26 protein-coding genes are annotated in these 24,957 nt (G+C 67.1%); 14 read left to right on the plus strand and 12 right to left on the minus strand.

The features are described 5' to 3' along the window. Positions 1 to 13 precede the first annotated feature (13 nt). Entirely contained in the window at positions 14 to 529 is a 516-nt protein-coding gene (gene ectA / locus AU188_RS24600) for a diaminobutyrate acetyltransferase (RefSeq protein ID WP_286131981.1), read from the minus strand. 463 nt (positions 530 to 992) lie between these two features. On the opposite strand from ectA, the gene AU188_RS25155 reads away from it, so the two are divergent. The 5 genes from AU188_RS25155 (at position 993) to AU188_RS24625 (ending at position 4,741) form a co-directional block, all read left to right on the plus strand. After that, a complete protein-coding gene (locus AU188_RS25155; protein WP_286137664.1) occupies positions 993 to 1,274 on the plus strand; it encodes a DUF732 domain-containing protein in 282 nt (93 codons plus the stop codon). A gap of 128 nt (positions 1,275 to 1,402) precedes the next feature. Continuing rightward, complete coding sequence (locus AU188_RS24610) at positions 1,403 to 2,317, plus strand: esterase family protein (protein ID WP_059166117.1); 915 nt, start codon at positions 1,403 to 1,405, stop codon at positions 2,315 to 2,317. A 154-nt stretch (positions 2,318 to 2,471) separates the two neighbouring features. Beyond that, on the plus strand, positions 2,472 to 2,819 hold the full coding sequence (locus AU188_RS24615; RefSeq protein WP_059166076.1) for an STAS domain-containing protein: 348 nt from the start codon (positions 2,472 to 2,474) through the stop codon (positions 2,817 to 2,819). 32 nt (positions 2,820 to 2,851) lie between these two features. After that, on the plus strand, positions 2,852 to 3,301 hold the full coding sequence (locus AU188_RS24620; protein WP_059166077.1) for an ATP-binding protein: 450 nt from the start codon (positions 2,852 to 2,854) through the stop codon (positions 3,299 to 3,301). Between the two features lie 381 nt (positions 3,302 to 3,682). Then, complete coding sequence (locus tag AU188_RS24625) at positions 3,683 to 4,741, plus strand: MmpL3/TtfA transport complex stabilizer (RefSeq protein WP_156426810.1); 1,059 nt, start codon at positions 3,683 to 3,685, stop codon at positions 4,739 to 4,741. Between the two features lie 4 nt (positions 4,742 to 4,745). Here AU188_RS24625 and AU188_RS24630 read toward each other — a convergent pair whose 3' ends face one another. From AU188_RS24630 to AU188_RS24645, 4 genes are all read right to left on the minus strand, one after another. Next, a complete protein-coding gene (locus AU188_RS24630) occupies positions 4,746 to 5,627 on the minus strand; it encodes an alpha/beta fold hydrolase (protein ID WP_059166079.1) in 882 nt (293 codons plus the stop codon). A 37-nt stretch (positions 5,628 to 5,664) separates the two neighbouring features. Further along, complete coding sequence (locus AU188_RS24635) at positions 5,665 to 5,973, minus strand: hypothetical protein (protein ID WP_059166080.1); 309 nt, start codon at positions 5,971 to 5,973, stop codon at positions 5,665 to 5,667. A 38-nt stretch (positions 5,974 to 6,011) separates the two neighbouring features. After that, the gene (locus tag AU188_RS24640; protein ID WP_059166118.1) at positions 6,012 to 7,214 is read right to left on the minus strand and encodes a lipid-transfer protein; all 1,203 of its coding nucleotides are present in this window, start codon (positions 7,212 to 7,214) and stop codon (positions 6,012 to 6,014) included. Between the two features lie 64 nt (positions 7,215 to 7,278). Next, a complete protein-coding gene (locus tag AU188_RS24645; protein ID WP_059166081.1) occupies positions 7,279 to 8,943 on the minus strand; it encodes a serine/threonine-protein kinase in 1,665 nt (554 codons plus the stop codon). A gap of 163 nt (positions 8,944 to 9,106) precedes the next feature. Between AU188_RS24645 and AU188_RS24650 the strand changes: the two genes are divergently transcribed. Then, positions 9,107 to 10,153 carry an NAD(P)H-dependent amine dehydrogenase family protein gene (locus AU188_RS24650; protein WP_059166082.1) on the plus strand — a complete coding sequence of 349 codons (1,047 nt, stop codon included), beginning with the start codon at positions 9,107 to 9,109 and terminating at the stop codon, positions 10,151 to 10,153. Then, positions 10,150 to 10,995, plus strand: a complete 846-nt coding sequence (locus AU188_RS24655) for a patatin-like phospholipase family protein (RefSeq protein ID WP_059166083.1) — start codon at positions 10,150 to 10,152, stop codon at positions 10,993 to 10,995. Before AU188_RS24650 ends, AU188_RS24655 begins: the two co-directional genes overlap by 4 nt. On the opposite strand, the gene AU188_RS24660 is transcribed toward AU188_RS24655, so the two are convergent. Further along, positions 10,992 to 11,987 (minus strand): patatin-like phospholipase family protein, encoded by a 996-nt coding sequence (locus AU188_RS24660; protein ID WP_059166084.1) that lies wholly within the window; start codon positions 11,985 to 11,987, stop codon positions 10,992 to 10,994. The genes AU188_RS24655 and AU188_RS24660 overlap by 4 nt on opposite strands. Positions 11,988 to 12,015: 28 nt before the next feature. After that, complete coding sequence (gene lpqV / locus AU188_RS24665; protein ID WP_059166085.1) at positions 12,016 to 12,447, minus strand: lipoprotein LpqV; 432 nt, start codon at positions 12,445 to 12,447, stop codon at positions 12,016 to 12,018. A gap of 241 nt (positions 12,448 to 12,688) precedes the next feature. Between lpqV and AU188_RS24670 the strand changes: the two genes are divergently transcribed. Both AU188_RS24670 and AU188_RS24675 read left to right on the plus strand, forming a co-directional pair. After that, positions 12,689 to 13,234, plus strand: a complete 546-nt coding sequence (locus tag AU188_RS24670) for a cysteine dioxygenase (RefSeq protein ID WP_059166086.1) — start codon at positions 12,689 to 12,691, stop codon at positions 13,232 to 13,234. Position 13,235: 1 nt separating this feature from the next. Continuing rightward, on the plus strand, positions 13,236 to 13,610 hold the full coding sequence (locus AU188_RS24675) for a rhodanese-like domain-containing protein (protein ID WP_059166087.1): 375 nt from the start codon (positions 13,236 to 13,238) through the stop codon (positions 13,608 to 13,610). Here the strand turns inward: AU188_RS24675 and AU188_RS24680 are convergent. The 3 genes from AU188_RS24680 to AU188_RS24690 are packed head-to-tail and all read right to left on the minus strand — an operon-like array spanning position 13,607 to position 17,142. After that, positions 13,607 to 15,322: an alpha/beta hydrolase gene (locus AU188_RS24680; RefSeq protein WP_059166088.1), complete on the minus strand. Its 1,716-nt coding sequence runs from the start codon at positions 15,320 to 15,322 to the stop codon at positions 13,607 to 13,609. The two genes, AU188_RS24675 and AU188_RS24680, sit on opposite strands and share 4 nt — an antisense overlap. Positions 15,323 to 15,331: 9 nt before the next feature. Beyond that, on the minus strand, positions 15,332 to 16,108 hold the full coding sequence (locus AU188_RS24685; RefSeq protein WP_059166089.1) for an enoyl-CoA hydratase: 777 nt from the start codon (positions 16,106 to 16,108) through the stop codon (positions 15,332 to 15,334). Beyond that, positions 16,108 to 17,142, minus strand: coding sequence for an enoyl-CoA hydratase/isomerase family protein (locus tag AU188_RS24690; protein WP_059166090.1), 1,035 nt, complete (start codon positions 17,140 to 17,142; stop codon positions 16,108 to 16,110). Before AU188_RS24690 ends, AU188_RS24685 begins: the two co-directional genes overlap by 1 nt. 165 nt (positions 17,143 to 17,307) lie before the next feature. Between AU188_RS24690 and AU188_RS24695 the strand changes: the two genes are divergently transcribed. After that, positions 17,308 to 18,162 carry a Bax inhibitor-1/YccA family protein gene (locus tag AU188_RS24695; protein ID WP_059166119.1) on the plus strand — a complete coding sequence of 285 codons (855 nt, stop codon included), beginning with the start codon at positions 17,308 to 17,310 and terminating at the stop codon, positions 18,160 to 18,162. Positions 18,163 to 18,310: 148 nt separating this feature from the next. After that, the gene (locus AU188_RS24700) at positions 18,311 to 19,180 is read left to right on the plus strand and encodes a putative endonuclease domain-containing protein (RefSeq protein WP_082686781.1); all 870 of its coding nucleotides are present in this window, start codon (positions 18,311 to 18,313) and stop codon (positions 19,178 to 19,180) included. A gap of 38 nt (positions 19,181 to 19,218) precedes the next feature. Here AU188_RS24700 and AU188_RS24705 read toward each other — a convergent pair whose 3' ends face one another. Further along, positions 19,219 to 20,436, minus strand: coding sequence for an acetyl-CoA C-acetyltransferase (locus AU188_RS24705; protein ID WP_059166091.1), 1,218 nt, complete (start codon positions 20,434 to 20,436; stop codon positions 19,219 to 19,221). A gap of 34 nt (positions 20,437 to 20,470) precedes the next feature. Beyond that, positions 20,471 to 21,463 carry an SGNH/GDSL hydrolase family protein gene (locus AU188_RS24710; RefSeq protein WP_059166092.1) on the minus strand — a complete coding sequence of 331 codons (993 nt, stop codon included), beginning with the start codon at positions 21,461 to 21,463 and terminating at the stop codon, positions 20,471 to 20,473. A 224-nt stretch (positions 21,464 to 21,687) separates the two neighbouring features. Here AU188_RS24710 and AU188_RS24715 point away from each other — a divergent pair, with 224 nt between their 5' ends. The 3 genes from AU188_RS24715 to AU188_RS24725 all read left to right on the plus strand — a co-directional run bounded on the left by AU188_RS24715 (position 21,688) and on the right by AU188_RS24725 (position 24,873). Next, a complete protein-coding gene (locus AU188_RS24715; protein ID WP_059166093.1) occupies positions 21,688 to 22,749 on the plus strand; it encodes an alpha/beta hydrolase fold domain-containing protein in 1,062 nt (353 codons plus the stop codon). Positions 22,750 to 22,790: 41 nt separating this feature from the next. Further along, positions 22,791 to 24,191: a cystathionine beta-synthase gene (locus AU188_RS24720; RefSeq protein WP_059166094.1), complete on the plus strand. Its 1,401-nt coding sequence runs from the start codon at positions 22,791 to 22,793 to the stop codon at positions 24,189 to 24,191. Positions 24,192 to 24,294: 103 nt separating this feature from the next. Further along, on the plus strand, positions 24,295 to 24,873 hold the full coding sequence (locus tag AU188_RS24725; protein ID WP_156426811.1) for an RDD family protein: 579 nt from the start codon (positions 24,295 to 24,297) through the stop codon (positions 24,871 to 24,873). Positions 24,874 to 24,957 lie beyond the last annotated feature (84 nt).

The raw sequence follows: 24,957 nt of genomic DNA on the forward strand, positions 1-24,957 counted from the left end.
GTCCTTTCCGGGGTCAGTCGGCCAGTGGCATGGCGATCGGTCCGATCCGCAGGGTCGGTTCGTCCTCGTGGGCCCGATCGGCGTCCAGTTGTTCTGCGGTGAAGCGGGGCTGCTCGATCAGGGGCACCCCGTGCCGCCGGGCGAAGGAGCCGAAGAACGCACGTGAGGCCGAATTGCTCGGTGCCACCGTGGCTTCCACCGTGACCGGATGGCCCCGCCGGTCGCTGCGGACGCGGTGGACGAGGTGGTCGAGCATGGCACCGGCCAGGCCAGTCCCGCGGGCAGTAGAGGCCACGGCCACCTGCCAGACGAACAGCACCTCCGGCCGGGCCGGCGGGTGGTATCCGGTGATCAATCCGCAGATCTCACCGTCTCTGTCCGCCACAACCGAGGTACGGGCAAAGTCTGTGGCCATCAGAAGATAGGTATAGGTGGAATTCAGATCGAGTACTTCGGTCGCTGCGACCAGACGGTGCATGGCGATGGCGTCACCCTCGGTCGGAGGCCGAAGAAAGCGCGTCCAGGAAATAGCTTGCGGTGCTGTCGCTTTCGAAGTTGCAGTCCATTGGTCTAGGACTGGGCTCCGTTCACGACGTGCACGAATCGTCACTTGCGTTGTCACCACCGAACAAATTCATCGAGTCTCATCAGTTACGTCATCGGCGACGTGACCGTATGCCAGCAAAAATTCGCAGGCAAGTTCCGACGGCCGGATTCCGGGCATGTGGTGGTGCTTGGATGCCGGAATAACCTGCGCGGATGCGCGAAGGGCGGCAGCCGCCGCCAAGATCGATCTGTTATCGAATCGTTATCTTTCGCTCGCGAAGATGATTCGATGTGCTAACAACGGGTACTGTGTTACGCGAGCGTCAATGCAGACGAAGGTGGCGTACGGAGCGTTCGGGGGTCCGCTCTTCGCGCCTTCTCCGTGCCCGGCCCTGACAGTCAGCGCCGCGGGACGAACGACTTTTCGACCTATTGGAGGAGATTTCGTGCGACGCATCGTCGGATCACTGGTCGCCGCCGCCGTGACCGCGGTCGTCTTCGCCGCGCCTGCAGCGGCCGACCAGTCGGAGTTCGTCCGTAAGCTGCAGGAGCAGTACGTTTTCCTGACCGCGGAACAGCTGATCGCCGCGGGCGACAAGGTCTGCGCCGCAACCGCCAGCGGAGTGCCCGCTTCGGACGCCGTGATGATGGTGCGCAACGATCTGGGGGTCTCGGTTCCGGCCGCCGGAGACATCGTCAGCCTGGCCGTCGTCGAACTCGGCTGCTGACCCGAACGCGCCGCTCAATTTGGTAACAAGCTGGTCAAGCGGCGCGTGGCGCACCGAAAACCGCAGACGCGCATTGTTAGCTTGCCGGCGTGAGGACGTCTCTCTACGCATTGCTGTGCGCGGTGCTGATGCTCGCAGGTGTTGCGGTTCAAACACCTACGGCCACAGCCTATTCGCGTGACGGTCTACCGGTGGAGACCCTCGACGTGCCGTCCCCGTCGATGGGTCGGAACATCCGGGTGCAGTTTCAGGGCGGCGGGCCCCATTCGGTGTACCTGCTCGACGGGCTGCGGGCCCGGGAAGACGCCAGCGGCTGGGACATCAACACCGCCGCCTTCGAGTGGTTTCACCAGTCCGGTATCTCGGTCGTCATGCCCGTCGGTGGGCAGGCCAGCTTCTACACCGACTGGTATCAGCCGGCGACGGGAAGCGCGGGCACCGTCACCTACAAGTGGGAGACTTTCCTGACGCAGGAGCTGCCGGCGTGGTTGGCGGCCAACCGCGGACAATCGCCGACCGGCAACGCCGTCGTGGGGCTGTCCATGTCGGGCAGCGCGGCGTTGACGTTGGCGATCTGGCATCCGACGCAGTTCATCTTCGCCAGCTCACTGTCGGGCTACCTCAACCCGTCAAGCGGCTTGTGGCCCACGCTGATCGGCCTCTCGATGAAGGATGCGGGCGGCTACAGCGCGACGAACATGTGGGGTCCGACGTCGGATCCGGCGTGGCGGCGCAACGATCCGATGGTCAACATCAACGCGCTGGTGGCCAACAACACTGCGCTGTGGATTTACTGCGGCAACGGGGCGACCTCCGAACTCGACGCCGGTGCAGACTTCGGGGCGCAGTACAGCGCGCAGTTCCTGGAGAACATCACGTTGTCGACGAACAAGGAGTTCCAGCAGAAGTACCTCGCGGCAGGCGGGCGCAATGCGGTCTTCAACTTCCCGACCGACGGAACGCACAGCTGGGGGTACTGGGGTTCGCAACTGCAGGCGATGAAGCCGGACCTGCTGCGCATCCTCGGCGCCACCCGACCCTGACGGTGATGCTTCGAATATTTGCTGGCTGACCGGCGCTGATCGGGTCCCGCCGATGCGAGCGCTCGGCTCACTCGCTACCCTGTTGCGCGGGTTAAGACCGCAGCCTCGTGATCGGCCATGACCGCTACGGTGGTTGCCAAACAAGAGGTGAGTCTTGGACGGACAACTTTGTACCGAGAACTGGGTGGGACGCGTCGCTGTCGTCGCGGCCTCCGGGGATCTCGACATGCTCACGGCGCCTCAGCTGAGGGATGCCGTGCAGTCGGCGTTGGCGCAGGATCCGACGGGTTTGATCGTCGACCTGACCAACGTGGACTTCCTGGGGTCCGCGGGGATGCAGGTGCTGATGGAGACCCACAACCAGACCGACGCCGCGCAGACCCGGTTCGCCGTCGTGGCGGAGGGCCCTGCCACCAGCCGGCCGCTGAAGATCACGGGGATCGCCGATCTGATCGATCTGTTCTCCTCGCTGGATGACGCGCTCGGCAACCTCACTGCGTGAGCACGGGCTGGGCGGGGTAATCAGTTCGGACCATGAACACTCCGACGGAACTTGGATTTTCGAGCAACGGCCCCGCGGACGCTCAGACCGTTGCCGAGTTCCGCAACGCCTTTGCGCGATGGCTGCGGGCCAATTTCGCGCTCGATGCGGACCGGCTCAGTGATGTGCTGCTGGCGGTGAACGAGGCGTTGACCAACGCGGCCGAGTTCGCCTACGTCCAGGCGCAGCAGCCAGGCACCATGTCGGTGACCGCGCGCTACGATGCCGCGGACCGCCGCCTGGTCGCGATGGTTTCCGACCAGGGGTTATGGCTGGAAAAGACGCCGGACGGCAAGCCGAGCACCCGCGGTCGCGGGATTCAGCTGATGCGCGCGCTCTCGGACCGCGCGATGATCGACCGCGCTGCATCGGGCACGCGCGTGCAGCTCGAATTCGACGATTGCAGGCTCATCTCGCATGAGTGTTACGCGGACTCCGCATAGCTTGCGGTTGTGACGGTCGGGGCGCCTGATGCCGGTTTGCTGGCGTGTCCGCGTGTGATCTACCGCTCACTTTGCGCGTGAAAGCTAAGAAATCGTTATCGCATGACGCTGGACACAATGTTTGGAAGCTGTTGCGACGGCATCGTTTCCACAGGTCAGCCGTGCAGCATCCGTTGCTGTTCGAAGGTGGCGACAAGGTAACGAACGCTTTTCTAAGCGGTGTATGAGAGCTTTTGGCGGTTCCTCTCAGACCGTGCTCCTCGTCGCCCAAGCGTGTCGGTTTCCGTCGCTAGACTCGTTGCGAGACCGCGCCGGCAGGCGCGCTGCGACTTGGAGTCTAGGGCCGGTGAACGTCATTGCCGGCGGAGGTACCGGAGAACAATGGTTAGCTTTTTGATGCCCGAACATGCCCACCCCGCGGAGGCGACAACCGGAACGCGGCTGGACCCGAGCGTCACCGCATTGGGTGCCGTCGAGCTGAACCGCGGACCGGTCGGCGACATCGCGGCGACCGGAACCGGTGCGGCGCTGGTGACGCATCCCGGCGACGACAGCGTCGCGGTGCTCAACGCCCGCACGCTCGCCGTCGAGGCGATCATCGCCGTCCACGGCGAGCCGTTCGCCGTCGCAGTCCACGACGACCGTGCCTACGTGAGCACCTCATCGTGGAGCCACAAGGACGAGGTCGCGGTCATCGACACCGCCACCAAGACGGTGATCGGCGCGTATCCGCTGGAGCACAATGTCACGGCGCTCGTCGTCAGTCCCGATGGCAAGCGGGTCTACGCCGGCAGAACCGGTGACGGACACATCGACGTCGCGGTGATCGACATCCCCGCCGACCGTGTCGACACGATCGACGTCGCGACCGGCGCGGGCATCGGCGTCGACGCCCTCGCGATCGATCCGAGCGGCACGCACCTTCACATCGCGACCACCGACGCCCGCGGCAGCGCCGTGGTGACCGTCGATCTCGAAACCGGGCGCCTCGGTCGCGCAGTGCGGATCGGCGCGCCCATTCGCGACATCGCCGTGGCCGACGACACCGCCTACGTCCTCAGTTCGGACCGGACCCGCGGCGGCGTGGTGCACGTCGTCGAGCTCCCGACCGGACGCGTCTCAGACATCGTCGAACTGGGCGGCGCCCCAACACAACTCGCGATCGGTGAGGACAAGGCCAGGGCCTACATCGTCGACTACGACCGCGTCGTGGTGTTGTGCACCCTCACCCTTCAGGTCGTCGACACCATCGCCGTCGACGCCCGGCCGTCCTGCGTGACGGTCGACTCGCACGCCGGTCGGGTGTATGTCGCCGACTACGCGGGCGCGGTGACGGTGTTCGCCGCCGATTCGACGATGCCGCTGCTGTATTCGCAGTTCGCCGCGACCGATCCGATCGTCGCCGCCGAGATCCGCGAGCTGGAACCGGTCACCGCCTAGGGGATCACGACGATCCGAGTTCCTGCGCAGCGATGGCGAATATGTCGTCGCCCGCACCGATCGCCACGAAATGGCCGGCGCCGTCGACGGGATGCCAAACCGAGCCTGGCATCGCGTCGGACACCGCCTTGTTGATTGGATCCGGCACGAGTCGGTCATCGAGCCCCTGCCACAGATGTACCGGCCTGGTGATCCGGGAAACGTCGAAATCCCACCGCCGGTAGAGCAGTTCGGCGTCGCGCACCAGCCCGTCGGATCCGTGAGCGAAGCATTCGGCTACCGCGTTCGAGAATGTTTCTTCGACGCCCGGCCGGCGCAGCATCTCCCGGTCGTACTCGTTGACCGACTTACGCAGGCTCTTGATGAACCCCTTGGGCAGGTTTCTGGCCGTGTAACCGAGCGCGGCGTACATGAGTTGGAAGCCTGGCTTGAACCGTGTTGCGAGCAAGCCACCCATCGCGTCGATTTTCGAAAGATATTGTGCCGCAGAGTTGTTGCCGAAGGCGCCGTAACTGCCTGGCGCAATGCTGCTGACGTGGCCCAGCCGCGTGGGATCGATGTGGGCGGCGGCCGCCAGTGCCCACGGACCGCCCTCAGACCAGCCCGTGACGCCGAACTTCCGGTATCCCATTGCATCTGCGATGGCCGTCAGATCGTCGGCCCAGCCGGCGTAGGACCGTACCTTCTGGGCGCTTGACTGCCCCATACCCGGGCGGTCGACCCCGATGAGCCGGATGCCGTTCTTGGCGGCCGCATCCGCCAACAGGCGTACCTCCAGTCGGCTGCTGGGCCCGCCGTGGTTGTGAATGACGAGCGGGCCGTTCGAGTCGCCGACGTCGACGTAGGCGAGCCGACGTCCGTCGCGCGTGGTCACCTCAGCAGTCACGCCGTCACCTCCGGGTGCTCGCGGCGGTCAGCGTGCGCTAGCGGCCGCTGCAGTCCAGCGACACCGAGACGGGCTGGCTGATCACCACCGGGAACAGCACGCCGTCCTGATTGCCGCCGAGCAACGGCCGCAACTGAGTGAACTGCTGCGGGTTGCGGACGCTGGTGACGACGCACTCGTCGAGCGGTGCGGTGCCGATCTTGTCGATGCGGACCGTGTAGCCCTCACTTTGCAGCTTCTCGATCACCTCGGCCGCCGACTCCTGCTGAGCCCAGGCCGACGCGGCGGGCGCGACCAGTAACCCGCAGATGCCCGCGGTCGCAGCCGCTACCCGAATCCTCCGCATGACCGGCCTCTCTCTCGTCTTCGGTCAATCATGCGCCATCAGCGCTCGGCGCGCTGGTATGCGGTCACCACCGCGGCACCGCCCAGGCCGATGTTGTGCTGCAGCGCGGCTGTGACGTTGTCGACCTGTCGCTTGTCGGCCGTGCCGCGCAGCTGCCAGGTCAGCTCCGCGCACTGCGCAAGGCCCGTCGCGCCGAGCGGATGGCCCTTGGAGATCAGCCCGCCGGAGGGGTTGACGACCCAACGCCCGCCGTACGTGGTGTCGTTGTTGTCGATCAGCTTCGGGGCCTCGCCCTCGCCGCACAGGCCGAGCGCCTCGTAGAGCAGCAGTTCGTTGGCCGAGAAGCAGTCGTGCAGCTCGATCACCTGGAAGTCGGCCGGCCCGAGCCCGCACTGGTCGTAGACCTGCTGTGCGGCCTGCACATTCATGTCGTAGCCGATGAGGTTCTTGGCGCTGCCGTCGAAGCTGGACTCGAAATCGGTGGTCATCGCCTGGCCGACGATCTCCACCGCCTGGCCGGCCAGCCCGTGCCTGTCGACGAACGCCTCGCTGGCCACGATCGCCGCGCCCGAGCCGTCGGAGGTCGGCGAGCACTGCAGCTTGGTCAGCGGATCGGAGATCATCTTGGCGGCCAGGATGTCGTCGAGGGTGTACTCGTCCTGGAACTGCGCATACGGGTTGTTCACCGAATGCTTGTGGTTCTTGTATCCGATCTTCGCGAAATGCTCTGCGGTGCTTCCATGTTGCCGCATGTGCTCGCGCCCAGCGGCGCCGAACATCCACGGCGCCACGGGAAACCCGAACTCGTCGATCTCGGCCATCGCCTTGACGTGCTTGCCCATGGGGGACTCGCGATCGTCGTGACCGCCCTGCAGCGACCCGGGTTGCATCTTCTCGAAGCCGAGCGCGATCGCGCAGTCGGCGAGCCCGCCGCGGATCGTCTGGGCGGCCAGGAACAACGCCGTGGAACCCGTCGAGCAGTTGTTGTTGACGTTGACGATCGGGATGCCGGTCATACCGAGTTCGTAGAGCGCCCGGTTGCCCGACGTCGAGTCGCCCGCGACGTAGCCGACGAACCCCTGCTGCACCTCGGAGTAGTCGACGCCGGCGTCCTCGAGTGCCTTGGTGCCGGACTCCTTGGCCATCTGCGGGTAGTCCCAGCCCTCGCGGCGGCCGGGCTTCTCGAACTTCGTCATTCCGACGCCGACGACGAAAACTCTGTTGTTGTTGACGGTGGTCATCTGGTGCATCCTTTCGCTGCGCTGCGATGACAGAAACACACAGCGCGGCACCTGTCCAGCGCCGTCAGCCGTACTTCAGCCACCACTTGTGCAGATCGACGAGGTTCTCGCTCAGCGTGTCACCCAGGATCAACTCGGCGTTCCTGGTCCACGTCACACCGGACTGCTCTTTATAGGTCCCGCAGGCGATGCGGCCGGCCACGGTGTCCGGCGTCTCGGTGAAGTGCCAGGTGGTCGGCGAGTCGGTGCTGCTTTCGGGGCATCGCAGCATCGGGGTGTACAGGGCGATGATCTCGTCGAAGGCCTTGTCGAGGCTCGGCTGATCGGCGTACAGCGAGTAGCGCGCGTTTCGCGGGCCGCCCTGCGGTGAAGCCTGGCCGCAGTCCACGGTCGCCAATGCGCCGGTGGCGGGCGGGTGCACCGGCTGGCACACGCCGTCGTCATAGCCGGCCGGCAGCAGGCCCAGCAGCTTCGCGTCGAGCGAGCCTGCGTTCGGCGTGGGCGTGGGGCTGCGCGGCGTCCGCCGGGGGCGCTCGCTGGTCTGCGTCGGCTCGCTGGTCGTGGTGCCTGACGCGGATGACGCGTCCTCGTCGGGCGCCAGAAGGAACCAGATCCCGACGCCGCCGACCACTAACACGAACACCGCGGCAGCCGCTGCCAACGGGATCCAGGCGGTGCTCTTGCGGCGTGGTGGCCGCGGTGGACCCGGCGCGGGCGTGGCGCTCCACATCGGCCCGCTCGGCGGACCGGCCGGGGTGTGGAAAGCGGCCTGCGTGGGCGGCGGCGTCTGGTAGATCGGCGGGCCCTGCGGGACCGGCGGCGGTGGCGGAAGATACGGCGTCGCGGCCTGACTGCGCTGCAGGATGGTGGCGGCCTGATCCTGATCCCGTTGTGTCAGCGCATCATTCGCTGCCGCCGCCAGGTCCCCGGCACTGGCGTAGCGGTCCTCCGGCTTCTTCGCCATGCCGCGCGCGATCACCGCATCAAAAGCCGCCGGGATGCCGGGCCGCTGCCGGCTGGGCTGCGGGATGGGCTGCATCAGATGCGCGGTGATGACGACGCTGACGCTGTCGCTGGGATACGGCTGTGAGCCGGTGAGGCATTCGTACAGAACGCAGCTCAGTGCGTACACATCCGCGCGGTAGGTCACCTCGTCGTTGGTGAACCGTTCCGGCGCCATGTACGCGTAGGTGCCCACCGCGGTGCCCAGCTCGGTGAGCTTCTCGTCGGTGGCGGCGTTGGCGATACCGAAGTCGACGAGATAGGCGAAGTCGTCGCGGGTCAGAATGATATTCTCGGGCTTGATGTCTCGATGCATGATGCCGCTTTCGTGTGCGGCATCGAGCGCCGAGGCGATCTGCTTGACGATGGCCACCGCCCGCGCGGGCGTCATCGGACCGTAGTTCTTGAGCACCTTGCGCAAGTCGGTGCCGTCGATCATGCGCATGTCGACGTAGAGCAGGCCGTCGATTTCGCCGTAGTCGTGGATCGGCACGACATGCGGCTCCTGCAGCCGGCCCGCCGAGTGTGCCTCGCGTTGTAGCCGCTTGCGGAACACCGGGTCGTTGGACGCCGACTCCGGCAACAACTTCAGCGCGACGATGCGGTCCTTGGCGGTGTCCTCGGCTTCGTACACCTCGCCCATGCCGCCCTTGCCCAACAGTCGGCGCAGCCGATACGGGCCGATCTGGGAACCGACACGTGATTCCCCCTGCTCGGGGTCGGTCATCGGGTGCTCCTCGGGCGGTGCGGTAGCCGACGAAAACACCCTAATGTCCAGTTGGGCCGGATGCGGCTGGATCCGCGGTCTGCGATTGCGACCCACAGCCCCGGGTTGTGGTGTAGACCTGCAAGAGTAGAACGTGTTCTAGTTTCGCGGTGAAGGAGTCGGTATGGGCCTGCGGGTCGTGCAATGGGCAACCGGAGGGGTCGGCGTCGCAGCGATCAAGGGCGTGCTCGAACATCCCGAACTCGAACTCGTCGGCTGCTGGGTGCACTCATCGCACAAGGCGGGCAAGGACGTCGGTGACATCATCGGCACGGAACCACTGGGTGTCACCGCCACCGACAGCCTCGACGAGATCCTCACCCTCGACGCCGATGCGGTGATCTATTCACCGCTGCTGCCCGATCCGGATGTGGTGGCGGCCCTGCTGCGGTCCGGTAAGAACGTCGTCACACCCGTCGGCTGGGTGTACCCGAGCGACCGGCAGGGCACGCCGTTGCGGGAGGCCGCGATCGCGGGCAACGCGACGTTGCACGGCACCGGCATCGCTCCGGGCGGGATCAGCGAGAAGTTCCCGCTGTTGTTCTCCGCCTTCTCGACGGGCGTGACTTTTGTTCGTGCCGAGGAGTTTTCGGACTTGCGGACCTACGAGGCGCCAGATGTCGTTCGGCACGTGATGGGTTTCGGCGAAGTTCCGGACAAGGCGCTCAGCGGACCGATGCAGAAGCTGCTCGACGGCGGCTTCATCCAGGCCGTGAACATGATCGTCGACAAGATCGGCTTCCGCGCCGACCCGAAAGTTCGCTCCACACAGGAGATCGCCGTGGCGACTGCGCCGATCGAATCGCCGATCGGCGTCATCGAGCCGGGACAGGTCGCGGGACGCAAGTTCCACTGGGAAGCGCTCGTGGCCGACGAACCGGTGGTGCGGGTGACCGTGAACTGGTTGATGGGCGAGGAGAACCTCGATCCGGCTTGGACATTCGGCCCGGAAGGGCAGCGGTACGAGATGGAGGTCCGGGGCAACCCGGACGTCAACATCGTCGTCAAGGGCTTCCAGTCGGCGGTCGGCGGCGAGGGACCGGAGTACGGCATCGTCGGCACCGCCGCGCACTGCGTGAACTCGGTGCCGGCGGTGTGCGCCGCCGCACCCGGCATCGCGACGTATCTGGACCTGCCGTTGATCAGCGGCAGGGCGGCGCCGGGGCTGTGAGGAGACGAGCACTGGTTCTCGCCGGCGGCGGGGTGGCGGGGATCGCATGGGAGACCGGCATCCTGACCGGTATCGCCGACGAGTCGCCCGCGGTGGCGGAGGCGCTGCTGGATTCCCACGTCCTGGTCGGCACCTCGGCGGGTTCGGCGGTCGCGGCGCAACTGGGCAGCGGCCTCGGGTTGTCGGCTCTGTTCGACAGGCAGACCGCGGAGGCGTCCTCGGAACTCGACCCGGGTGCGGGCATCGAGGAGATCACCGAGATGTTCCTCGCGGCAATGACCGAGCCCGGTTCGAAAACCGAGAAACTGCAGCGGATCGGCGCGATCGCGCTGTCCGCCGAGACCGTCGCCGAACCGGTTCGGCGCGCGGTGATCGAGAAGCGGCTGCCGTCGCATGACTGGCCGGACCGCGATCTGCGCATCGCGGCGATCGACGCCGCCACCGGCGAATTGGTCGCGTTCGACCGCGCGTCGGGAGTCTCGCTGGTCGACGCGGTCGCAGCAAGCTGCGCGGTGCCGGGCGTGTGGCCGCCGGTCACCATGGGCGGACGACGGTTCATGGACGGCGGCGTCGGCAGCACGGTCAACCTCGCGCTCGCTGACGATTGCGAGGTGGCCGTCGCGCTGATCCCGCAGGGCCTCTCGTCACCGTCGCCCTTCGGGACCCGAACCAAAGATGAGGTCGCCGCGCGCAACGCCTTCGGCGTGTTCGCCGACGACGAGGCGCTGGCCGCCTTCGGGGCCAACCCGCTGGACCCCGCGTGCCGGATCCCGTCGGCGCACGCCGGTCGGCGGCAGGGCAGGCGAGTGGCCGCTCAGGTGGCCGAGTACCTCGAGCTCTAGTCCTCGGTGGCAGAGGCGGTTTCGGGACGCTCCGGCTTCTCGAGCGCGTCAAGTGCGGCGGCCGCCAACTCGACACCGACATCGATCACCTCTGCCGCGCGGTGGAACTCCAGGCTCCGGCATGCCGAACGCGGCACCTCGATGAGTAGATCGGGCGGGTAGCCGGCCAGCTGGTGCCGCGCCAGCGCCGCCTGCGCGATGTCGATGGTGCGGTTCATCACCTCGAAGCTGCCGAGTTTGGGCACCACGGCCGCTTCCTTCGTCGCGTCGACGAGTTCCTCGTCGCTGTCGGTCGGCGCAGGGTCTTCGTCGGCGCCGGCGCCGAAGCGGCCCAGCACCGCATTGGACTCGAACAGCGAGGTGGTGCTGCGCCACACCCGAGCCAACCATTCGCTGGTCATGCGCGAGCCGGGTTCGGTCGGCTCCTCGGCGCCACCGGATTCACTGCCCGCCAAGGACACCGCGATGGTCAGGTCGGCGTTGACGGCCGCGATCGGCGCCATCGGCAGCGGTTCGAGGATGCCGCCGTCGGCGAGCAGGCGGCCGTCGAGCACGTGCGGTGCGATCACCCCCGGGATCGCGATCGAGGCCCGGATCGCGGCGTCCACCGGTCCCCGCTGCAGCCACACGGACTTGCCGGCGATCAGGTCGGTCGACACCGCGGTGTAGGGGATCGGTAAGTCCTCGATCCTTACCTCGCCGAGGATGTCACGGACCGCGTCGAGGATCTTGGTGGCGCGCAGCACGCCCGCGGCGGTGATCGACGGATCGAGGAGTCGCAGCACCGCGCCCTGGGTCAGCGATTGCGCCCACTCCGCGAATTGGTCGAGCTTTCCCGCCGCCTGCAACCCGCCGACCAGGGCGCCCATGGAGGAGCCGGCGATGCCGACGATCTCGTAGCCACGGTCCTGCAGTTCCTCGATCACCCCGATGTGGGCGTATCCGCGGGCGCCGCCGCTGCCCAGCGCCAGCGCAACCCGCTTGCCAGCCATACCGCCATTGTCGCGCGTGGGCGGCGGGCTAGCCGCAGAGGCCGTCGGCGGCCGCCCGCACGGCGACGATGACCGCGGCCTGCCGCGGCGGCGGCAACGCAGACCACGCGGTGTCGTAGGTGCCCGGCCCCGCCGAATCCGTGGTCTGCAGCATGCCGAGGTACGGCTCGATCTGCGCCTTCGGGTCGCCGCCCTGGTCGGCCATCCACTGTCTGGCCGTGGTGCACGCCTTCGAGTACTCCTCCTCGGTCGACTCGGCGGGCGCACCTACCGCCGTGGTGACGCCGCCAGGGGAGACCGCGACGGAACCCGGTGCCGCAGTGGGCGTTTCCGAGCTGGTTTCGGTTGCGGTGGGGGATGAGGGCTCGTCGGGCGTGGTTTCAGTGCCCGACGAGCATGCCGCGATGACGCCTGCCATCGCGACGGCCGCCACGACGAGGTGACCAGAGTGCCTGCGCATGCCCGCCAATTTAGAGTGTGTCGAGCAGATCCCCTAGCCAGGCCTGAACCGCCGACTTCGGCTCAGCGTGAATCTGAGCCGCAGGCTCCCAGTGGCCAGCGGTTTCCCGGTTCGCTCGCCGGCTGCGGGGCTGGATGCCACGGCTCGGCGGTGAGACTGGGTCCATGACGACCGGACGCCAGGAGTGTTGCGGGGCTTAGCGCCCCGCCCTGCCCGTCTCGCCCGTTCTTCTGGAGTTGTCATGGTCGCCCCTGCAGTCCTGCCCGCTGCCGTCCCGGCAGTCTCCGCGCCGACACGGCTGCGGTTACCCGATCTGTTGCTCGCCGCCGACCGCGGTGCCGATGACGTGCTCACCGGTCGCTACGACCACCTGATGCCCCTCGGCGGTCCGCCCACCGACGAACGGTGGTTCACCCGCCTGCACGGTGACGACGAACTCGACATCTGGTTGATCAGCTGGGCGCCGGACCGGTCGACCGAATTGCACGACCACGGCGGGTCTCTCGGCGCGCTGACTGTGGTGTCCGGCGCGCTGCGCGAGACCCGCTGGGACGGTGGAGCTTTGCGGCATCGCCGACTGGCCGCGGGCGATCAGGCCGCGTTTCCGCTGGGGTGGGTGCACGACGTGGTTCGGGCGCCCGAGCGGGAGACCCCGACTCCGGTCGCGTCGACGCTGAGCGTGCACGCGTATTCGCCGCCGCTCACCGCGATGTCCTACTACGAGGTGACGAAACGGAAAACGTTGCGCCGGAACCGCACCGAGCTCACGGATGCGCCGGAGGGCTGACATGAGCAGTCGAATCGAACGGATCCTCGACGACGCTCGCGCGCGGCTGCGCCGATTGCCGGCCTCGGAGGTGCCCGGCGCGTTGGACCGGGGCGCCATCCTGGTCGACATCCGGCCGCAGGCGCAGCGTGCACAGGAGGGCCAGGTCGCCGGGGCGCTGGTGATCGAGCGCAATGTGCTCGAGTGGCGCTGCGATCCGACCAGCGATGCGCGGCTGCCGCAGGCTGTCGACGACGACGTCGAGTGGGTGGTGCTGTGCTCGGCGGGCTACACCTCGAGTCTGGCCGCCGCATCGCTGCTCGACCTCGGCCTGAGCCGGGCGACCGACGTGATCGGCGGGTACCACGCGCTGAAAGCCGAAGGTGTTCTCGTCTAGGCGTTTTCGTCGTTGCTCAACAGCGGCCTCAGACCTTCGGACTTCTCCGATGTCCAGCCGGGGGGCTGCAGGACCGCCGCCCATGCGTCGGCCACATCCTTGACGTAGACGTGGCCGTGCCCGTCGGGCACGTCGACGGCGACCGCCATGTCCGCCGACACCTGCAGGAACGTCACCACCGGGATCCACTGCATCCGCCCGGACACGTCGTATCCGCGGGGCTCCTTGAGCCAATCAGGTTCGGCGAACAGCAGATCCGGATCGAACCAGGCGATCGGATCCGAAGCGTGCTGCAGATACACGACCCGGGGACTGCCCCACGGGTCGTCGGGCCGCTCCAGGTCTTCGGCGCGGGCGGCGAAGCGAACGTTCTCGCCCTTGTCGAAGATCGGCAGCCACATCGGCGAACCCGGGTCGCGGTCACGGGTGAGCTGCGTCCATATCGTGTTGTTGAACGTCGGACCGCTGAACAGCGCGCCGTCCGTGCGCGCGATGAGGTTGTTGAGCGCGAGGAACGGCGCCTCGCCGCCGAACGAGCCGAGGCTCTCGCCGAACACGACCAGGCGTGGCCGCTGCTCCTCGGGCATCTCGCGGATCAGCGCGTCGACGGCCTCGAACAGCGCCTGTCCGGCCTGCCGCGCGTTCTCCCTGTCCACCAGGAACGACAACCAACTCGGCAGGAACGAGTACTGCATCGACACGATCGCGGTGTTGCCGTTGTACATGTACTCCAGCGCCGAGGCCTCCGCCTCGTTTATCCACCCCGTACCCGTGGTGGTGGCCACCGCGACCACTTGGCGGTCCAGACCGCCGGTGCGCTGCAACTCCCGGGCGGCCAACGCGGCCGTGGCCTTGATCCCGTCGGCGGAATGCAGGCCGGCGTAGGCGCGGATCGGCTCGACGGCCGGCTGCCCGTTGAACGCCGTCAGTTCCTCGACCGTCGGGCCCGCGGCCACGAACACCCGGCCCTGATGGCCGAGCGACTCCCAGCTCGCCAGCGACTGTGGTCCGCCCGACCGCAATGGCGATGTCGGCGCGGCGAAGTCCGGGTCGGTCTCGTCGTTGACTGCGGAGAACGTGCGGTTGATGGTGCTCATCGCAAAGCGCACCACAATGCCGTTGAGCAGTGCGACCGTCAGCGCGATCAATAACGCCACCACCACCACGGCCGAGACCCGCGGCGGCGCAAAGCGTTCGAGCTGGCGCACCAGGAAGCGCACCAGCCTGCCGATCAACTGGCCGATCTCGACGAGCAGGAACAGCATCACGATCGACAGCACAGCGGTCAATGGGTGATCCCAGAAGCCCAGGCGCGGTACGCCGTTGAGGTCGCGCACCTCGTCCTGCCAGATGTGGAAGTAGACGATCATCAGGACCTGGCCGACGACGCCGACGATCACCAGCGCGATCCAGGCCTGTCGGGGCGCGGGCGGACTGCTGTCCTTCGACCGCATGTAGCGCACCAGCCAGACCGCGAACACGCCGAGGCCGTAGCCGAAAGCGCCGGCGGCACCGCTGACCAGACCCTGAAACAGCGGGCCACGCGGTAGCAGTGAAGGGGTCAGCGAGAGCCAGATGAACACCAGACCGGCGGCGGTCCCGGTGAACGTGTAATGGCGTAGCCACCAGGGCTTGTCGGCCGGCTTCTGGGAGGGTGTGTCCTGCGGCGGCGCTTCGACTGTCGGCTCTGTGTCGCCGCGGGTTTCGGTCACCCCCGCAGATTAACGGTGGCGGAAGTTGGCTGGGCGCTTCTCGGTGAACGCGTTCATGCCCTCGGTCTGGTCTTCGGTGGCGAACGCCGAGTGGAACAGCCTGCGCTCGTATAGAAGTCCCTCGGCCAGCGTCGTCTCGAACGCGCGGTCGACGGCTTCCTTGGCCATCCGCGAGGCCGACAGCGACATTCCCGCGATGGTCTTGGCGACCGCGTTGGCTTCGTCGAGCAGGCTGTCGGCGGGCACCACCCGCGACACCAGGCCGGCGCGTTCGGCCTCCTCGGCGTCCATGTTGCGACCGGTGAGGATCAGGTCCATCGCCTTTGCCTTGCCGATCGCGCGGGTGAGCCGTTGCGAGCCACCCATGCCGGGCAGCACACCGAGTTTGATCTCGGGCTGGCCGAATTTCGCGGTGTCGGCGGCGATCAGCAGATCGCACATCATCGCCAACTCGCAGCCGCCGCCGAGCGCGTATCCGGCGACGGCGGCGATCGTGGGCGTACGGGTGGCGGCGAACCGGTTCCAGGCGGCGAAGAAGTCGCTTCCGAACACGTCGGCGAACGACAGGCCGGCCATCTCCTTGATGTCCGCACCCGCGGCGAACGCCTTCTCGTTCCCGGTGATGATGATGGCGCCGATCGCTTGGTCGTTGTCCAATTCGGCTGCCGCGGAGGTGACTTCGTGCATCACCTGGCTGTTGAGGGCGTTGAGCGCCTTCGGCCGGTTCAAGGTGATGGTCGCAACCCGGTCGTCACGGGTGACCACAATGGTTTCGTAGTCGGTCATCAGAACTCCAATTCGCGATCGGCCGGCGCGAAGTAGGCCTCGACGTCGGCGGTGGTGACTGCCGCCAACGAGGCAGGCGACCATTTCGGGTTGCGGTCCTTGTCGACGACCTGGGCGCGAATGCCCTCGACGAAGTCGTGGGAGCGCAGCGAACCGCACGAGGTTCGGTACTCCTGCCGCAGCACGTCTTCGAGTGTGTCGAGTTTCGCGGCCCGGCGCAGGGCTTCCAGCGCGACGGACACCGAGATCGGCGAGCGGGTCTCGATCAGGTCGGCGGCGTCGACGGCGGGGCCCGCGTCGTGCCCGCGCAGCGCGGCGACGATGTCGGCGACCGTGTCGTTCGCGTAGCACCGGTCGATCCAGTCGCGCTGTGCGACAAGGTTGCTCGGTGGCGGTTCGGTGGCGTACGCGGTGAGCGCGGCGTCGATCCCGTCGGCGATGAGCTTGGCCTTGAAGTCGGCGAGCCGGTCGTGGGGCACGAAGTGGTCGGCGAAGCCCATCGCGATCGCGTCGGCGCCGTCGAAGTTCGCGCCCGTGAGCGCGGCGTGGTGGCCGAGCAGGCCGGGCGCGTGCGACAGGATCAGTGTGCCGCCGACGTCGGGGACGAAGCCGATGCCGACCTCGGGCATCGCCATCTTGGTGGTGTCGGTGACGACGCGCACGCCGCCGTGGGCGCTGACGCCGACGCCGCCGCCCATGACGATGCCGTCCATCAAGGCGACGTACGGCTTGCCGAACCGGCCGATCTGGGCGTTGAGCAGGTATTCGTCGTACCAGAACTGGCGCGCCTCTGATCCGTCGGCTTTGGCGCTGTGATAGAGCGCGACGATGTCGCCGCCGGCACACAGGCCGCGTTCGCCGGCCCCGTCGACCACGACGGCGGTGACGGCGTCGTCGCTCTCCCACTCGGCGAGCGCGCGCGACATCGCGGTGACCATCGGATGGTTCAGCGAATTGATGGCCTTGGGCCGGTTGAGGGTGATGAGGCCGACGCCGCGGTCAACAGTTACTAGGACATCCTCGTTTTCGCCCACGGGTATGCAATGTAGAACGTCGCCCGGCCTGCGGTGGCTCCGGGTAGGGTTTGCGCTTGAAGACGCTGGGAAAGTTCGGCGGCGCAGCCGGGAACCGACCAGGGGATCGAAACGTTGACGGTGTGTTCGCGAACGTCGAACCACATCACAGGAGAGGAACCGACGGTGCGGGAATCCAGCAACCCCGTATTCCGAACCCTGCCGAAGACGCAGGGCGGATATGCGCAATTCGGTACCGGAGCCGCGGGCTACGGTACGCAGGCGGTACACGCCGACCCCTATGTGACCCAGTACCCCGATCAGCGGCAGACCGGTGTCGCGCGGCCGTTGACCATCGACGACGTCGTCACCCGCACCGGCATCACGCTTGCGGTGCTGTCGGCCGTCGCCGTCGTCTCGTACTTCCTGGTCGCTCAGAACATCGGGCTAGCCATGCCGTTCACCCTGGTGGGTGCCCTCGGCGGGCTGGTGTTGGTGCTGATCGCCACGTTCGGCCGTAAGCAGGACAACCCCGGCATCGTGTTGAGCTACGCCGCGCTCGAGGGTCTGTTCCTCGGCGCGTTCTCGTTCGTCGTGGCCAACCTGATGGTGTCGGGGGTCAGCGCTGGTGCGCTGATCAGCCAGGCCGTGTTGGGCACGATCGGCGTGTTCGCCGGCATGCTCGTGGTCTACAAGACCGGCGCCATCCGCGTGACTCCGAAGTTCACCCGCTTCATCGTGGCCAGCCTGTTCGGCGTCGTCGTCCTGATGCTCGGCAACCTGGTGCTCGCCTTGTTCGGTGTCGGCGGCGGCGAGGGCCTCGGCCTGCGCAGCGGCGGCCCGATCGCGATCATCTTCTCGCTTGTCTGCATCGGCCTGGCGGCGTTCAGCTTCCTGATCGACTTCGACGCGGCCGATCAGATGATCCGCGCCGGTGCGCCGGAGAAGGCGGCGTGGGGCATCGCGCTCGGCCTGACCGTCACGCTGGTCTGGCTGTACATCGAGATCCTGCGGCTGCTGTCGTACTTCAACAGCGACTAGCAGCCTGACGAGAAGGCCCGGCACGAAATGTGCCGGGCCTTTCTCGTTGTGTATTGACTCTGCGCCGAAACTGCACACAGATCGCGATTCATCCACAGATTGCGATCTGTGCGCAGTTTCGGCGCATGATTTCGGCGAGAGTCGAGCCATGGCGATTCTCAACGAGCCCTTTGTCGGCAGTGAAGCCGTGATCAACGGTGCGATCCGCAAGCACGAGTTGCGGTCGCGCTACCGCACGGTCTTCCCAGATGTGTACATGTCGAAAGACGTTGTGCCGTCACTGTACGACCGCGCGAAGGCGGCATGGTTGTGGTCGCATCGTGAAGGCGTGATGGTGGGGTTGACGGCGTCGGCGTTGCACGGCGCGAAGTGGGTCGATGACGATGCTCCGATCGAAATGGTGTGGCGCAACACACGCGCCCCCCAAGGCATGCGGACCTACGACATGAGAGTGCCCTCCACGGAATACCAGGCTGGGCCGGGCTTCCCCGTGACCACGCTCGCGCGCACGGGCTTCGACATCGGGCGTCGGAAACCGCTGGATGAAGCGGTCGCTCGTCTCGATGCACTCGGCAACGCCACCGGGTTGAGTGCCGACGATGTGCTCGCGGTCGCTCGGTCGCATCGCGGGGCACGCGGTCTTCGACGTTTGGAAGAAGCGCTCAAGCTCTACGATGCCGGCGCCGCGTCGCCGAAGGAAACGTGGTTGCGGCTCTTGGTGATTCGCGCGGGCTACCCGCGGCCGCAGACGCAGATCCCGGTGCGCAGCCCCGACGGCTTACGTCAGTACTACCTCGACATGGGCTGGCCCGACCTGACGTTGGCGGTCGAGTACGACGGCGAACAACATCGACTCGACCCGCGCGAGTACGCCTACGACATCCGGCGGTCAGAGGACGTCGCGGCGCTCGGCTGGACCCGGATCCGAGCGGTCAAGGCGCACTCCCGAGCCGACATCCTCCGCCGACTCGACCGAGCCTGGCGATCGAAACTGCACACAGATCGCGAAATTTCGTGAATTCGCGATCTGTGTGCAGTTTCGGCGAGAAAAGGGGGTCAGGACAGGCGCTCGATCACCATCGCCATGCCCTGACCGCCGCCGACGCACATCGTCTCGAGCCCGAACGTCTTGTCATGCGTCGTCAGGTTGTTCAGCAGCGTGGTGGTGATCCGGGCGCCGGTCATGCCGAACGGATGGCCCAGCGCGATCGCGCCGCCCGAGACGTTCAACTTGTCGAGGTCCATGCCCAGCGCCCGCGCCGAACCCAGCACCTGCACGGCGAACGCCTCGTTGATCTCGTACAGGTCGATGTCGCCGATCGTCATCCCGGCATTCGCGAGCGCCTTCTTCGTCGCCTCGATCGGTCCGAGACCCATGATCTCCGGCGACAAGCCGCTCACGCCCGTCGAGACGACGCGCGCCAACGGCGTCAGCCCGAGTTCGCGAGCCTTGGTGTCCGACAGGATCACCAGCGCGGCGGCGCCGTCGTTCAGCGGGCAGGCGTTGCCGGCGGTCACGGTGCCGTTCGGCCGGAAGACCGGCTTGAGTTGGCTGATCTTCTCGTACGTGGTGCCCGCGCGCGGGCCATCGTCCTTGGACACCGTGGACCCGTCGGGCAGCGTCACCGGCGTGATCTCGCGCTCGAAGAAGCCGCTGTTGATCGCCTCCTCAGCGCGGTTCTGCGACCGCACGCCCCAGTGGTCCTGGTCCTCACGGCTGATCCCGGTGTGCAACGCGACGTTCTCCGCGGTCTGGCCCATCGCGATGTAGACGTCCGGCAGCGCGCCGTCCTCGCGCGGGTCACGCCATTCCTCGGCGCCGGCGGCGGCCTGATCCGAGCGGCTCATCGCATCGGCGAACACCGGGTTCTTGCTGTCCGGCCAGCCGTCCGCCGTGCCCTTCGGGAAGCGCGAAACCGTCTCCACCCCAGCGGAAATGAACGCGTGCCCCTCGCCGGCCTTGATCGCGTGAAACGCCATCCGGGTGGTCTGCAGCGACGACGAACAGTAGCGGTTGACCGTGGTGCCCGGCAGGAAGTCGTAGCCGAGTTCGACGGCGACCGCCCTGCCGACATTGAAGCCTGCCTCGCCCGCGGGCTGGCCGCAGCCCATGATCAGGTCGTCGAGCTCACGCGGGTCGAGCGCGGGCACCTTGTCCAACGCGGCGCGCACCATCTGCGCGGCCAGGTCGTCGGGCCGCATGTCGACCAGCGACCCCTTGGCGGCGCGCCCGATCGGCGACCGCGCGGTCGCGACAATGACGGCTTCAGGCATGGTGTCTCCTCGCATCGGTGGATATGAGGAAAACCTAGCTGGCGGGCACGACGATGGGTGCGGGGACCCTCCCCGGGCCGATGCCGGGGACCCCACCCAGCACAGGTGCGGGGACCCCGGTCGACCGCCGCCACAGCCTGCTCAACCCGCCGACCCGGGCCAGCAGCGCGGAGCCTTCGCCCGACCGCGACTGCCACGGCAATTCCGGTGCCGTGCCACCGATCCACTTGCTCAACGCATTACACAGCGCGGGTAGCAGTTGGTTGGCGGCCAGCGCGTAGCCCGCACCGGATGGGTGAAACATGTCCGGGGAGAACAACGCGTCGGGCGTGGTGCGGAAGTGGGGCGCCAGCAAGTCGGCCAGCGGCACGGGGATCCCGCCCGCAGACCGCACCGCTGCCGCCTGGGCGCGTGCCAGTCGCAAGCCGCGGCTGCGGGCGACCGAGCGCAACGGCTGCGGGATCGCGGTGATGACACCGAAGTCGGGGCAGGTGCCGACGACGACGACCGCTCCCGCCGCCCGCAACCGGCGTACCCCCTCGCCGAGTCGGTGCGCCGACGGCCTGATCCCGTTGGGGCGGGTGATGTCGTTGGCCCCGATCATGATCACTGCGGCGTCCGGCGGTGGTCCTGCGACGAACATCGCGTCGATCTGGCCCGACAGCCCTTTCGACGTCGCCCCGACGATCGCCTTGGTGCTCAGCCGGATCCGTCGTCCCGAGATCTCGGCCAGCCCGCGCGCCAGCAACACCCCGGGCACTTCGTCGGCGGTGGTGGCTCCGTAGCCGGTCGCGGTGGAGTCGCCGAAGACCATCAGGTGCAGGTCGAAGGGCACGTCTCGGCGCCAGCGCTCGACGGGGCCGCCGCCCGGGGCGTACACGCCGTCCGCGCGCGGCGGGATGTCCCACGCCTGCGGAATGACACTGCGGGCCTGATCGGCCTGCCCTATCAGCAGGTTCCGCACGCCGATGTATGCAGAACCGACCGAACCGAGCGTGGCCGCGGCCGCAAGGGCCATGGTGGTCATCCGTCGCGGTGTGCCCACGGGTAAAAGTTTATGGCCGTTTTCCGGGCCACCCGCGTGGCGAGGGGCGAGGCGGGGTCACATTGCGGTATCAACTCCGGTATCGAATATGACTCGTTGATTGTTTGAATTGAACAGATGGTGTCAAGCTAAGATATCGGGTCACGCTCAGAAAATTAGGCGTACTCGGCACTACAACGGCTTGTACGTTGGAGGGAGTGGTTGTAATGACCGCACCGAGCAAGGTGAGCCATGCTCACCATCCCCGGGTATTGCCTGGTCAGTCGCGTAAACCGCGCAAGTTTCCGGTCAGTGACGGCGCACCCGTCGAGGTGGTCGAAGACGGTCCCAGCCTGGCGGGACGGCTCACGGCGCTGGCCGCACTGCTAACTATCCGGCCCACCCTAGCTATCGGAAGCTATGCGCCCAGACTGCCCTGGCCATGGGGTTTGGTGGATTTCGCGGCGCGTATCGCGCGACCGGCTCCCGGCACCGTGCGCGCGACGATCTCGTTGTCGAACTGCACCGCTCAGCTCGTCCGGGCGCCCGGTGTGCTGCCCGCTGACGGCAAGCGCGGCGTCATTCTCTACATGCACGGCGGGGCGTTTCTGACCTGCGGGGTGAACTCGCATGGCCGGCTGGTGCAGGCGCTGTCGGGCTACGCCGACTGTCCGGTGCTGGTGGTCAACTACCGAATGATTCCCAAGCACTCGGTCGGCATGGCGATCGATGACTGCCATGACGCCTACCAGTGGCTTCGCCTGAGGGGCTACGAGGCCGACCAGATCGTGCTGGCCGGTGACTCGGCAGGTGGTTACCTCGCACTGGCCCTGGCCGAACGCCTGCAGCGGGAAGGCCTCGAGGGCGAGGTGCCCGCGGCGATGGTGGCGCTGTCGCCGCTCTTCGAGATCGACAACGAGACCAGGGCCAACCACCCGAACATCCGCAGCGACGCTATGTTCCCGCCGCGGGCGTTCTGTGCGCTCGTCGATCTGGTCAAGGAGGCCGCGGGCAGGCATGTGACCGACGGCAAGGCCGAGGAGGTCTACGAGCCGCTCGACCACATCGAACCCGGGCTGCCCCGGACGCTGATCCACGTGTCGGGGTCCGAGGTGCTGATCAGTGACGCTCGCAAGGCCGCGCGACGGCTGGCGGCCGCCGGCGTGCCCGTTGAGGTCCGGGTGTGGCCGGGACAGATGCACGTGTTCCAACTCGCGACGCCCATGGTGCCGGAGGCAACCCGCTCATTGCGTCAGATCGGCGACTACATCCGAGAGGCCACCTGGTAACCCAGGTGGTAACGGGAAACGCCGCCTGACACGATGGAGTCATGCGGATCGCCCGGCACGTCAGTGAGCTCATTGGCAACACCCCTCTGGTTCAGCTGAACTCTGTTGTCCCCCAGGGAGCCGGCACGGTCGCGGCCAAGATCGAGTACCTCAACCCCGGCGGCAGCGCCAAGGACCGGATCGCGGTCAAGATGATCGACGCCGCCGAGGCAAGCGGTGAACTGAAGCCCGGCGGCACGATCGTCGAACCGACCTCGGGCAACACGGGGGTGGGGCTGGCGCTGGTCGCCCAGCAGCGCGGCTACAAGTGCATCTTCGTCTGCCCGGACAAGGTCAGCGAGGACAAGCGGAATGTGTTGCGCGCCTACGGCGCCGACGTGGTGGTATGCCCGACGGCGGTGCCACCGGACCATCCCGACAGTTACTACAGCGTCTCCGACCGGCTCGTCGAGGAGGTCGACGGCGCGTGGAAACCCGATCAGTACTCCAACCCGATGGGCCCCGAGTCGCACTACGAGACCACCGGGCCGGAAATCTGGGCCGACACCGAGGGCAAGGTCACCCATTTCGTGGCCGGCGTCGGTACCGGCGGCACCATCACGGGCGCGGGACGGTACCTGAAGGAAGTGTCCGACGGAAGGGTCCGGATCGTCGGCGCCGACCCGGAGGGTTCGGTGTACTCCGGCGGCACCGGCAGGCCGTACCTCGTTGAGGGCGTGGGCGAGGACTTCTGGCCCGCCGCGTACGACCCCTCGGTTCCCGACGAGATCATTGCGGTCTCGGATGCCGACTCGTTCGAGATGACGCGCCGACTCGCCCGCGAAGAGGCGCTGCTGGTCGGCGGGTCCTGCGGCATGGCCGTCGTCGCCGCGATCAAGGTGGCCGAGCAGGCCGGCCCCGACTCGCTCGTGGTCGTCTTGTTGCCAGACGGCGGAAGAGGTTATCTGTCAAAGGTTTTCAACGACGATTGGATGTCCTCGTACGGGTTTCTGCGCAGCCGACTGGACGGTTCGGTGGAGGAGTCGACCGTGGGCGAGGTGCTCCGAGGCAAGTCGGGGGCGCTTCCGGACCTGGTGCACACGCACCCGTCGGAGACCGTGCGCGACGCCATCGGGATCCTGCGCGAGTACGGCGTCTCGCAGATGCCCGTCGTCGGCGCAGAACCGCCGGTGATGGCCGGGGAGGTCGCCGGCAGCGTGTCGGAACGCGAACTGCTGTCCGCGGTTTTCGAGGGACGGGCCAAGCTCGCCGACGCGGTGGCCGAGCACATGAGTCCACCGCTGCCCCTGATCGGCGCCGGCGAGCTGGTCAGCGCTGCGGCGAAGGAACTCCGCGAATGCGACGCAGTGATGGTGGTGGAAGAGGGCAAGCCGGTCGGCGTGCTGACCCGCCACGATCTACTCGGATTCCTCTCCGACGGCAGTAGACGCCGCGTCCGCTAGCTGTTCACAGGCCTTCGGTCACGGGTCACGTTCCGGTCAGAAAACCCTGCACAAGATCACTTCTCAGGTAGGGTAAGCACGCTCGTTTCAGCTAGGACACAGACTGGAAGCGTTCGTGACCGATGCACCGACACCGCCGGCGGGTGGCTCTCCGCCACCGCCACAGGGAGGCGCGTCCTTCGTCGACGATGGCCCGGTGACGGTGTTGCCGACGGAGGCCTACACCGAGTGGTTCACCCGAGTGGTGGCGTGGCTGATCGACTACATTCCGATCCTCTGCCTACTCGGCATCGGGTGGGGTGTGCTGGTCGGAACTCAGGAAACCGATTGCCTCACCGAGGTTTCCGGGTACGACCTGAGTGAATCCTGCGCGACGGGTGCGTCCACCGTCGGCCTGCTCACGATCGGCATCACCTCGATCTTTGCGCTGGTCTACGTGCTCTGGAACTACGGCCACCGCCAGGGCACCACGGGCTCGAGCATCGGCAAGTCGATCCTGAAATTCAAGGTCGTCAGCGAAAAGACCGGCGAACCAATCGGTTTCGCGATGTCGATCGTCCGGCAACTGGCCCACGCCATCGACGCCGTGATCTGTTATATCGGTTTCTTGTTCCCGTTGTGGGACGCCAAGCGGCAGACGATCGCCGATAAGATCATCGGCACCGTCTGCTTACCGTTGTAGTAGTCAACCGGGAAGGCCACATGTCCGATCAACCGCCCCCTCCGCCGGGAAACAACCCCCCGCCGCCGCCGGGAGGATACGCTC

Source organism: Mycobacterium sp. IS-3022 (assembly GCF_001500065.1).
Lineage (GTDB): Bacteria > Actinomycetota > Actinomycetes > Mycobacteriales > Mycobacteriaceae > Mycobacterium.